General features: G+C 59.9%; 12 protein-coding genes. 10 read left to right on the forward strand and 2 right to left on the reverse strand.

Translation table 11 applies throughout. The annotated features are described in order from the left end of the window. Positions 1-89: 89 nt before the first annotated feature. From AF337_RS13860 to AF337_RS13875, 4 genes are read left to right on the forward strand one after another with little or no spacing between them, the layout of a single operon-like run. Entirely contained in the window at positions 90-845 is a 756-nt protein-coding gene (locus tag AF337_RS13860; RefSeq protein WP_049732497.1) for an SDR family NAD(P)-dependent oxidoreductase, read from the forward strand. A 37-nt stretch (positions 846-882) separates the two neighbouring features. Next, a complete protein-coding gene (locus AF337_RS13865; protein ID WP_049732498.1) occupies positions 883-1,299 on the forward strand; it encodes a GlcG/HbpS family heme-binding protein in 417 nt (138 codons plus the stop codon). Between the two features lie 2 nt (positions 1,300-1,301). Continuing rightward, a complete protein-coding gene (locus AF337_RS13870) occupies positions 1,302-1,862 on the forward strand; it encodes an OsmC family protein (protein WP_244471253.1) in 561 nt (186 codons plus the stop codon). 57 nt (positions 1,863-1,919) lie between these two features. After that, on the forward strand, positions 1,920-2,213 hold the full coding sequence (locus AF337_RS13875; protein ID WP_049732499.1) for a putative quinol monooxygenase: 294 nt from the start codon (positions 1,920-1,922) through the stop codon (positions 2,211-2,213). Positions 2,214-2,277: 64 nt separating this feature from the next. Here AF337_RS13875 and AF337_RS13880 read toward each other — a convergent pair whose 3' ends face one another. Both AF337_RS13880 and AF337_RS13885 read right to left on the reverse strand, forming a co-directional pair. Then, on the reverse strand, positions 2,278-3,216 hold the full coding sequence (locus AF337_RS13880) for a LysR family transcriptional regulator (RefSeq protein ID WP_063844332.1): 939 nt from the start codon (positions 3,214-3,216) through the stop codon (positions 2,278-2,280). 124 nt (positions 3,217-3,340) lie between these two features. Further along, positions 3,341-4,168, reverse strand: a complete 828-nt coding sequence (locus AF337_RS13885) for a putative hydro-lyase (protein WP_049732500.1) — start codon at positions 4,166-4,168, stop codon at positions 3,341-3,343. Between the two features lie 583 nt (positions 4,169-4,751). On the opposite strand from AF337_RS13885, the gene AF337_RS13890 reads away from it, so the two are divergent. The 6 genes from AF337_RS13890 to AF337_RS13915 all read left to right on the forward strand — a co-directional run bounded on the left by AF337_RS13890 (position 4,752) and on the right by AF337_RS13915 (position 10,647). Beyond that, complete coding sequence (locus AF337_RS13890; RefSeq protein WP_049732501.1) at positions 4,752-5,639, forward strand: alpha/beta fold hydrolase; 888 nt, start codon at positions 4,752-4,754, stop codon at positions 5,637-5,639. A 154-nt stretch (positions 5,640-5,793) separates the two neighbouring features. Then, complete coding sequence (locus AF337_RS13895) at positions 5,794-6,771, forward strand: thiamine pyrophosphate-dependent dehydrogenase E1 component subunit alpha (protein WP_082336810.1); 978 nt, start codon at positions 5,794-5,796, stop codon at positions 6,769-6,771. Between the two features lie 11 nt (positions 6,772-6,782). Next, positions 6,783-7,790, forward strand: a complete 1,008-nt coding sequence (locus AF337_RS13900; protein WP_049732502.1) for an alpha-ketoacid dehydrogenase subunit beta — start codon at positions 6,783-6,785, stop codon at positions 7,788-7,790. Positions 7,791-7,795: 5 nt separating this feature from the next. Beyond that, positions 7,796-8,914 carry an acetoin dehydrogenase dihydrolipoyllysine-residue acetyltransferase subunit gene (locus AF337_RS13905; protein ID WP_049732503.1) on the forward strand — a complete coding sequence of 373 codons (1,119 nt, stop codon included), beginning with the start codon at positions 7,796-7,798 and terminating at the stop codon, positions 8,912-8,914. A gap of 123 nt (positions 8,915-9,037) precedes the next feature. After that, the gene (locus AF337_RS13910; RefSeq protein WP_280138850.1) at positions 9,038-9,787 is read left to right on the forward strand and encodes an SDR family NAD(P)-dependent oxidoreductase; all 750 of its coding nucleotides are present in this window, start codon (positions 9,038-9,040) and stop codon (positions 9,785-9,787) included. A gap of 176 nt (positions 9,788-9,963) precedes the next feature. Then, entirely contained in the window at positions 9,964-10,647 is a 684-nt protein-coding gene (locus AF337_RS13915) for a TetR/AcrR family transcriptional regulator (RefSeq protein WP_049732505.1), read from the forward strand. Positions 10,648-11,167 lie beyond the last annotated feature (520 nt).

Raw genomic sequence — 11,167 nt, forward strand, 5'->3', positions numbered from 1 at the left:
AGGCAATCCTCGAAAATATCCGGAAAGCATCACAATAAGCGGGCAAGGCCCGGCAAAACGAACTTAACCATCAAATCGGGAGTACATCCATGTCTCAACGTTTGTCAGGAAAGCGCATCCTCCTAACCGGAGGCGTGGCAAATATCGGCCTTGCCATTCTAGAGGCTTTTGTTGCCGAGGGTGCAACCGTTTCTGTGGTCGACATCGACGTTGCCAAGGGCAGCGAAGTCGAAAAGCGGTTCGGCGACCGCGTCCGGTTTTTCAAGGCGGATATTTCGCAGGAAGACGAAATCAAGGCGGCGATCGACCAGTCGGTCGCCTGGATGAAGGGGATGGACACGCTCTGCCTGAATGCGGGTATCCAGCTTTCCGGCAAGGTCGAAGACTTTTCCACGCGTGACTGGGATAAGGTGTTCATCATCAATGTCCGCGCCAATTTCATCTTCGCCAGGGAGTCGGTGAAACATCTGCGGGCCGCCGGCAAGTCTTCCATCGTGATGATGTCCTCGCTCGCCGGCAAGCGAGGCGCCCCGGGCCTGGTCGGTTACTCTTCGTCCAAGGCCGCGATCATCGGCCTCACAACCACGCTCGCGATCGAACTGGCGCGCGACGGTATCCGGGTCAATGCCGTGTGCCCGGGATGGATCGACACGCCGTTCAACCAGCCGGTCATCGATTTCATCGGTGGTCGGGAAAAGCAGGAATCGCTGGTCCCGATCGTCATTCCGCTTGGACGGCAAGCCACGCCTCAGGAGGTCGCGCCGCTCTTCGTCTATCTCGCCTCCGACGAGGCTTCCTACGTGACGGCCCAGGCGATCAACGTCGACGGCGGCATCTACAACTGATTGCGGGCAACGATCGAAAGCACAGAAAGGCGAGAACATGATCAAGTTGATTACACATGAGGCGGCTCTCAAAGCCCTTGAGACCGGCGCAGCCAAAGCAAGAGAGCTCGGAGAGCCTTCGTCCCTGGCGATCGTCGATGCCGGCGGCAATCTGCTTGCCTTCCTGCGCGCCGACGACGCTGCGCTGTCGACCGTCGAAATCGCGCAGGGCAAGGCGTACACCGCTCTTGCCCTGCGCTCGCCCTCCGGCAACTGGTTGGACCTGGTCCAGCCGGGCGCAGCGCTCTACGGGCTGGATGCCCTCGGCGGGCGCCGGCCGTTCGTTGTTTTCGGTGGCGGCCTGCCGGTGCGCGACGGAAAGACCGTGATCGGAGGAGTGGGCGCCTCGGGCGGGCCGGTGGATGCTGACATTGCCATTGCTGAGGTGATGGTGGCGGTGCTGCAAGCTGGTTAAGCGTGCCTGACACGCTCGAACCAGGGGCGCCGCCGCCATTGAGGCGGCAGCGCCCCAACTTTCCATGGCTGGCAATGGGAATACGTCCCAAGCCGAACAATCAGGATGATATCATGTCTGAGCACTCTATCCGCCTCGAATGGAAGGCAGCGCCGCACGCGCAACAACCGGCAACCTACAGCCGGGATCATAAGGCGACATATAGCGCGCAGGTCTCGGTGGCGGTGTCTGCCGCGTCTGCCTATCTCGGAAACAGCGATCTTGCCGATCCGGAGCAGCTCCTCGTCAACGCCCTGGCAAGCTGCCACATGCTCTACTTCTTGGCGATCTGCGAGGGGAACGGCTATATCGTCAGCAGCTACGAGGATGATGCCGTCGGCAAGGTATCGAAGAACCCGGATGGAACTTTCTGCGTATCGGATATCATTCTCCATCCCAAAACATCCTTTAGTTCGCAGAAACAGCCCGATCGCGAAACGCTGTCTCGACTGCATCATCGGGCTCATAAAGGATGCTTCATCGCAAATTCGATCAAAACCCACGTGTCGATCGAACTGGGCTGACATCCAACGGCAGCGGTGGTCGTACACGTTTTCTCATTATCGAAAGGAAGGTGCGGAATGAAAGATAAGCTTGTTGTTGTCGCCACGGTAACGGCGCACGAAGGAAAGCATGAGCAGCTTCGCGAGGCGCTCCTCACCCTGATCCCGATCGCGCAAACGGAACCGGGATTCGTCCAGTATGATCTCCATGAATCGCTAGAGCGCCCGGGCGAGTTCGTCTTCTACGAGATCTGGGAGGACGAGCAATCGCTGGAAGTCCACAACAATACCGAGTCAATGAAGGCGTTCGGCGCCCGCGCCGGTCAATGGATCCAATCGGTCAAGTTGGACAAGTACCAGCGCATCTCCTGACCCGGCCCACAGGCTCCCCGGCGCAAGGACTGCCACGGGCTGCCCATGGCAAAGCCGCAACCGATCAATCGGCACCGATCGGGTGGTCTTCGGCTGGAAGACCACCCGAAAGCAGTCCGTATTGTCCCGCAACTTTCTGCGCCAGCTGGGCCACGACGCCATTCAAGTGCGTTTCGGGACGTTTGATAAAGCTTGCCGTGAACGCCATGGTCGGCATTGTGTGGCCGACAGTTGTGAGCACCCGCAGCCTGCCGCTTGCGAGGTGATCCGAGACGACCTCGACAGGTATGGCGGCAATTCCAATACCATCAAGCGTCATGCGGACGATCGAAGACAGCGAGGAGTTCGGAAACAAGCGGACGCGCTGCTGATGTGCCTTGTTGAAAAGCTCCGTGAGTTCCCGAAAAGGTTGGGTCTGCCTTGCAAAGGTGATGATCGGAAATGCGGTGAGCTCCTCCAGCGTCACGGCCTGCGGCCCCAAGGGAAAATCCGCCGGAACCACCCAGTTCAGGGGATATTCACAAAGCGGCAGATTGGCGACGCTCCCTGAAATCACCGGCCCCATGAGGAAGGCGACATCGATGCTGTTTTCCTGAAGAGCGGCTGCGAGGTTGGCGGACCCGTCGACATTGATCTCCAGAGTGATGGACGGGTATTCGTGGTTCAGTCGCTTGAGCAATTCCGGCAGCCATGTGTGGACGATGGTGTCCGAGACACCGAGCTGCACGGTCCCCTCCAAGGCATTTGCGCCGGCGACGGAAAGCACCATCTCGGTCCGGAGCGCCAGCATGCGCTCTGCATATTTCAGAATTTCACGCCCTTTGGCTGTTAAACGGCTGCCCCGCTTGTCACGCTCGAACAGCCGCACCTTGAGCTCCTGTTCAAGCTGCGCAATGCGCGCGGAAACAGCCGGCTGCGTGGTATGGAGTTTTTCGGCGGCACGGTGGAAACCGCCCGTCTGAGCCACGATACAGAAGGTCTCCAAGGTGCGCAGGTCAATCATCAGGCCCGCCTGTTCTCAACAGTGCAACGACCGGCTAACCATTGACGACTATGAGACCGGATGCAACTGCCTCGGCGATAGGATAGGCAATCTCCCTGCCGTTGTCGCAAGAGCGATTCTGACACTATAGGGCTGGTGCCTCGAACCGGAACGTCCCGCTCACAAGATCTTCGTCGCGGATATCCGTGATTAGCATGCAGCCAGGACTGTGAGTCACTGCGATCGGCGGTTTGGCCTGCGCCAAAGCCACCTGCGGCGTGACGCCACACGCCCAGAAGACAGGCACTTCGCCTTCCTTGACCGGAACGCTGTCGCCGAAGTCGGGACGGGATAGATCCCTGATCCCAATCGCCAGGGGATCACCGAAATGCACCGGCGCCCCATGGACCTGCGGCATTGCCGCTGTAATTTCGATCGCTCTTATGGCATCGGCCGGCTTCATCGGTCGCATCGAAACCACGAACTGCCCGGAGAACGGGCCAGCCGATACGCAATCTATATTCGTCTTGTACATCGGTACATTCGAACCGAGTTCGATATGACGAACGGCAATGCCCGCGTTCAAGAGAGCCCACTCGAAGGAAAACGAACAGCCGATCAAGAAGGAAACGAAATCATCCCGCCAGATGTGGCGGATATCGGGGATCTCCTCCACCAGCCGCCCGTCGCGGAAAACCCGGTAACTCGGAACATCGGACCGGATGTCGATGTTCCTACCGGCCTTGGCGAGGGACGGATCGCCGGGATTTCCGACGGCGAGCAACGGGCATGGCTTGGGATTTTCCAGGCAAAACCTTAAAAAATCGGTCGCCCACTGCTTTGGCAGGATCACCAGATTTCCTTGCGCAAAACCTGGGGCCAACCCGGAAGTCTGCCCGGCGATCGCGCCAGTCCTGACATCGTGGCGAATATGCTCCGGCTGACGATCCAGCACCGTTTCAAGCTTATCCATCACCAAGCGTCCCTGTTCTCATGCACACACATGTGCAAGAACTCGCGATTTCGGGGCCTTTCGTCAAATCTCCATATTCGATGACCCGAGATAGATTCTGCTGATCACGCAACATATGCGGGAGCGGCGCTTGGCGGGTTGATGCCGACCGTTTCCGGCGCAGCTGATAGAACTGCGTTATCAGGCTCCATCGCCAACGACGATTTGACCTCAGGGCGGTCCGGCAGGAAAATCCGCGCTGAAACACCATGATTGGGAGGTCATTCGTGTCATCACTCCCGGGAATGGCGGCGGTTGCCGCAAGCTAAGATGAATTGCCATCTTCGAATTCGTCCGTAGCCCCGAGTGCTCGAAACCGCGATCCAACTCCACCTGCAGTTCTCATTTGAAACGATTTGAGGAGCGTTCGTCGCTGCCGCAAATTGGCAAGTAAAAACAACCACATATACCTATCTTTATTGGTTGACAGGCGTCGAATAGGGAGCGACACTCCCTCATCAATCTAACGAACGTTAGGTCGATGAATAAACTTAAGGGAGCGGTCATCCGCCCGAGGATGAGTTTTCTAAAGAAGGAGACTGCGATGGTGGAAAGACTGGACTGGCCGATGAGCGGCATCGAGGGATTTGACCGGGGCTTCTCGACGGTCGACGGCGTCAGGCTGCACCATGTCAGTGGAGGGCGCCCAGATGGCGAGGTGGTCGTGTTGTTCGCCGGATTTCCCCAGAGCTGGTACGCGTGGCGCAAAATCCTGCCGGCGCTCGCCTCCAAATACCGGGTCATCGCACTGGATCTTCCTGGGCAAGGCGATTCAGATCGACCGGTTGGCGGCTGCGATACGACAGGCATTGCCAAGATCGTGCGAGGCCTTGTCGAAAAATTGGGTGCCGATCGGCACTACCTCGTCGCCCATGATATCGGCGCTTGGGTCGCCTATCCCTACGCAGCGCTTTACGGAAACAGCGTTCTTGGTCTGGCCATTCTCGATACGGGAATCCCCGGCATCAGTCTTCCCGATGCTCTGCCTTGGTCGCCCGAAGTCGCGTGGCGCACGTGGCACGTTGCCTTTCACAACGTCCCCGACTTGCCGGAGGCGCTCATTGAAGGTCGGGAGGACATCTATCTCAACTGGTTCCTGCAACGCAAAGCGGCCAATCCGCAGGTGTTTTCCGAAAGTGATTTCGACGAATACCTGCGCGTTTTCCTTTACGGCGGCCTGAAGGGTGGGCTTGCTTACTACAGGGCAGTGTCGTTATCGGCCAACCAGAACCGGGACCTTGCCGCCAAAGGAAAGCTTGAAATGCCGGTCCTCGCGGTTCGGGCCGATCAAGGCTCAATGCCGGATCTCGTCGCACAATTGCAGAAGATTGCCGCCGATGTCCGTGGAACCGCGATCGAAAACTGCGGCCACTATCTGGCAGAAGAACAACCGGAAGCGCTGGTGCGTGAACTCCTGAGCTTTTTCAAGTGAACCCATATCGACAATCCATCCTACCCAAGAGGGATGGATTGTTCTGGCTGCGGTTGGTCGCGGTGATCGACCGCAGCCAGCCGTTTCACCGCCGATAATGTTTCGAATAGCAGACATAAACACAAGCCGCAGAGATCAGAAACGGAGGGAAGCAATGTCTGGTTTGCAGTTGCCACAGGACAAACTGATCGAGGTCTACCGCAACATGCGGATGATCCGCCGCTTCGAGGAGCGGGTGATGGACGAGATGGCGACCGGCGACATTCCCGGCAACACCCATCTTTATGCCGGTGAGGAGGCGAGCGCCGTCGGGGTCTGCCTGCATCTCGACGAGGGCGACTACATCTCCTCCACCCATCGCGGCCATGGTCATTCGATCGCCAAGGGCGTCGATATCGACAGCATGATGGCGGAACTGTTCGGCAAGGCGAGCGGCACCTGCGGCGGCAAGGGCGGGTCGCAGCACATCGCCGACCTGCGCAAGGGCATGCTCGGCGCCAACGGCATCGTCGCGGCAGGCGCGCCGATCACCTGCGGCGCAGCCCTGAGCGCCAAGCTTCTCGGCACCAGGAACGTCGCCGTCGCCTTTGCCGGAGACGGCGCGATGAACGAGGGCGTCATGTCCGAGAGCTTCAACCTTGCCAAGATCTGGATGCTGCCGATCGTCTTCGTCATCGAGGACAACGGTTTCGGCGAAGCCACCGCCAACGAGCATGTCTCCGCCGGCAGCTTCACCCGCCGCGCCGAAAGCTTCGACATCCCCGCCATCGAGGTCGACGGGACGGATGTGTTCAGCGTCTATGCGGCGGCCGGTCAAGCCGTTGCCCGCGCCCGCAACGGTGGCGGGCCGACGATGCTGCACGTCCATGTGCCGCGCTATTACGGCCACTATAGCGGCGATCCCGACAACTACCGCACACCGGAGGAAAAGGCGGCGATGCGCCGGGAGCGCGACTGCCTGATCAACTTCCGCAAACGGGTCGCCGAGGTGTCGCTGCTCGAGGCGGACGAACTCGACGCCGTCGATCGGGCGGTTGACGCCGAAATCGACCGCGCCGTCGCTGCCGCGCGCGCCGCACCCTTCCCGCCCTTGTCGGCTCTGACCACCGACGTCTACGTCAAGTATCTGTAAGGACGACGATCATGCCCAAGAAATCCTTCCGCCAGGCCCTCAACGAGGCGCTCCATTTGGAAATGGCCCGTGACCCGCGCGTGATCATGATGGGTGAGGATCTGACAGGCGGCGCCGGCGCCAACGGCGTCAAGGACGCCTGGGGCGGGCCGTTCGGGGTCACCCGCGGGCTGCTCGATGCGTTCGGGCCCGAGCGCATCCGCGATACGCCGATCAGCGAAGCCGCCTTCATCGGCGCCGCCGCCGGCGCGGCCCTGACCGGCCTGCGCCCGATCGCCGAGATCATGTTCGTCGACTTTGCCGGCGTCTGCCTCGACCAGATCATGAACCAGGCCGCCAAGTTCCGCTATATGTTCGGCGGCCGCGCCAAGACGCCGCTCGTCATCCGCGCCACCTATGGCGCCGGCAGCCGTTCCGGCTCCCAGCACACCCAGGCGCTCTATCCGATCTTCACCCATATTCCCGGCCTGAAGGTCGTCATCCCCTCCAATCCCTATGACGCCAAGGGGCTGCTGCTGCAGGCCATCCGTGACGACGACCCGGTCATCTTCCTCGAACACAAGATGCTTTACGACACCGTCGGCGAGGTGCCGGACGCCTCCTATACCATCCCGTTCGGCGAAGCCCGGGTGGTGCGCGACGGCAAGGATGTGCTGATCGTGGCGATCGGACGGATGGTCGGCGTCGCCGAGGAAGCGGCCCGCCAGCTTGCGGCCGACGGCATCTCCGCCTGCGTCGTCGATCCCCGCACCACCTCGCCGCTCGACGAAGAGACCCTGCTCGATGTCGCCGAAGGGATCGGCCGCATCGTCATCGTCGACGAGGCCAATCCGCGCTGCAGCGTCGCCACCGACATCTCCGCGCTGTTTGCCGACAAATGTTTCGACGCGCTCAAGGCGCCGATCAAGCTCGTGACGGCGCCGCACACGCCGGTTCCCTACGCCCCCAATCTCGAAGACGTCTATGTGCCGACGCCCGACGCCGTGGCCAAGGCCGCCAGATCCATCGTAAAGAGGTAAAGCCCATGTCGCTTATCGAAGCTGTCACTGTTCCCAAATGGGGAATGACGATGACCGAAGGCACGATCACCCAATGGATGGTCAATGAGGGCGACATCATCGCCCGCGGTCAGGAAATCCTCGAGATCGAGACGACCAAAGTCACCAATGTCCTGGAGGCGGCGGCAAGCGGCACCTTGCGGCGCATCGTGCTGCAGCAAGGCACGACGGCGCCGGTCGGCGCCCTGGCCGGCGTCATCACCGACGATGCCGCGACCACTGAAGAGATCGACGCCTTCATCGAAACCTATGCCGACCGGCTGGGTTCGGGCGAGGGCGGTGACGCCGGCAGCGCAGCACCGCGCATCGTCGAGGTCCAGGGCGGCACGGTCAACCTGCTCGAAGCCGGCGAGGGCGACGATGTCGTCCTGTTCCTGCATGGCTTCGGCGGCGATCTGTCGACCTGGCTGTTCAACCAGCCGCCGCTGGCCGAAACGATCCGGACGATCGCGGTCGATCTGCCGGGGCACGGCGCCTCGTCGCCCGTCGACGGTGATGTGCTTGCCAAAATAACCTCGGCCGTCAGCGCCGCGGTCCAGGATCTCGCGCCCGGCAGGCTCCATCTCGTCGGCCATTCCTTCGGCGGCGCCGTCGCCGCACGGATCGCCGCCGCCCAGCCGTCGCGCGTGGCTTCGCTGACATTGATCGCGCCGGTCGGCTTGAGCCGGCAGATGAGCCGCGACTTCCTGGTCGACTTCGTCGCCGCCGAACGGCGCCGGCCGCTTCTGAACGTGCTCGAGAAGTTGTTTGCCGATCCCTCCAAGATCACCAACGACATGGTCGAAGGAACCCTGCGCTTCAAGCGTCTCGAAGGCGTGCCGGAGGCATTGACCGCAATCGCCGACACCATCGCCGGCCAAGACGGCCAGTTGCTGTCGATCCGCGAGCCGCTTGCCGGTCTTAACTGCCCCGTCATGCTGATCTGGGGCGAACAGGACCAGATCGTGCCCGTCCCAGACGCCGGCACCCTCCCGGCAAACCTCACCCTGCGCATCCTGCCAGATACCGGCCATATGCCGCAAATGGAGGCAGCCGCCAGCGTCAATCAGGCAATCCTCGAAAATATCCGGAAAGCATCACAATAAGCGGGCAAGGCCCGGCAGGCTGTTCAAGCAGCTAATGGAAAACAGGCGGTGCATCTGACTGGTAACCGCCCTCGCCAAACACAGAAAAGGAAGACATCTGTCGTGAGTAATTATAGCGGTAAGGTGGTGGTCATCACAGGCGCAGGCTCCGGAATGGGGCGCGCCATGGTCGGGGAATTTGTATCCAGGGGCGCCTTCGTCGCCGCTCTGGACGTCAATCCGGCTCGCGCTGTCGAAACAGTCGAAAAACTTTCTACGCCGGAAAAGGCCTATCCGCTGCAGGCAGACGTTAGCGACGCCGGAAGCGTCGAAAGCGCCGTCAAAGCAATTATCCAGCGCTGGGAAAGAATCGATCTTCTTTGCAACAACGCGGGAATTCTGGACGGGCATGCTCCTGCCCACCAGGTCAGCCTCGAGGAATGGAACAGGGTTCTGGCCGTCAATCTTACCGGGCCTTTCCTCATGGCCCGCGCCATTATTCCGCATATGCTTTCGCAGGGGAAAGGTGCAATCATCAACACGTCGTCGACGTCCGGGTTCAGCGCCGCCGGCGGCGGGTCGGCTTACACCGCTTCCAAGCACGGCGTGATCGGCTTGACGCGCCAGATGACCTTCGAATATGGCGCGCGCGGGATCCGCGTGAACGCGATTTGCCCCGGAGCCACCGCAACGCCCTTGGCTCTGCCGGAGCACAACGCCGCATCGCCCGATATGGATCTTGCAATCAGCAAAGTTCCCGCACGTCGCTGGTGCCAACCGGAAGAAATCGCGAAACTGGCGGCCTTTCTCGGCAGCGACGACGCCGATTACGTTCATGGAAGCGCCTATGTGATGGATGGCGGATGGCTTACAGCCGCGCGAGACCCGTTCTGATGTTCGAGTCCGTGGCAGTCGCTGAGCCTGAAGGACCACTCGGTCGAGCACTGATGTGCTGAGCCTTCACAAGTTTGGCATCGATCGCAGCAATCGGTGGTGCTTGCGCCACCGCAACCTGTTGACTTGAATGATGTCGCGACATTCACTGCGTCAGCCACTGCAAGGATTATGTAATGAGCCTTCCGCCTCGTGTGATGACCGCGCGCAATCTATTCAAGCAGCATCTGGATCAACGCGATTGGTCCGACTTGACCCTGGGTCGGCGCCGAATTCTGGAGGTGTTTTTAAAGCTTGCAACGTTCGAAGGTTATTCGGCTGTGACGATGCGGCTACTCGCCAAGGAAGCTAACGTTAAAGCTTCCAGCATTTATTTTCATTTCCCCGAAGGACGCAGTGAAATCGTCGCGGAGTCGCTGCGCTGGCACTACAGCAACTGGGGATACGCCGTTCTTGAGGCGATCGACAAGACAAGCAGCGTCAACGAGTTCTGGGATGCCCTGGTTGTTACAGCCGCAAAACGGCAGATTTCGCATCCCGCAAGCGATCTATGGGATCTCCTTGTCCGAATGGACCGGATCGGAGGGTTCCTGGAAATCGAATTCCGTCATGAGATCGATTACTGGCTGGATCTTTGTGCCGGGCTGTTTGAGACGGCAGCAGAGGAAATGGGATATCTTCCGAGCAAACGCACCGTTCGCGCCATAATCGCGCTGCTTGATTCAGCAAGTACATGGTGCGAATGGTCGGGGGATCCAGCCGAGCTCGAGGCATGTGCTGGCCAAGCCGTGCAGCTGTCACGGACAATCCTGACGTCGCAGGAAAAGATTGCTCGGACCGTCCGTAGCTCCGGCGGGTGATACCAGCCGGTTTGCCGTCATCATTGATGTCGCCAAATTGGTGCCGCGTCGTCATCCAGTTTTCTGCGGTGCGATGACGACGAGCATTCCGAGAAACGGCAAAGGGATGGCAGAGATACCCTTGACCGCCTCGAATGGTCCCGACAGGGCTCCGCTTTGGAATGCGAGGGGAGTTGTCGAGCGCGCGGTCCCTGATGCTTCAGCGGTGTAAGACCGCCGTCTCCTGGCCATCGTCGCCAAGAACATAATATCTGAAAGCCGCGAGTTTCGCTTCAGCCTGCCTGCTTTGCATTTCGCTTAGAGCATTACCTTCGTACGCGACAAAGGTGGCAACCGCGCGCAGGTTAAATAGCATTATGATACTTAACGCGAGGGCGATCAAAATTATAACCCGATCACCAGAAATTGGGCCGTAATAACGCATCTTCGCGCCCCCTATTTTTGATCATCTTACGCTGATGAAACCCGGCGTCAACGAAAATGTAATCGTTGACATCGTGTTTTTTGTGATGTTGTATAC

Origin of the sequence: Rhizobium ecuadorense (assembly GCF_001187535.1) — a bacterium.
In the GTDB taxonomy this organism is placed as follows: domain Bacteria; phylum Pseudomonadota; class Alphaproteobacteria; order Rhizobiales; family Rhizobiaceae; genus Rhizobium; species Rhizobium ecuadorense.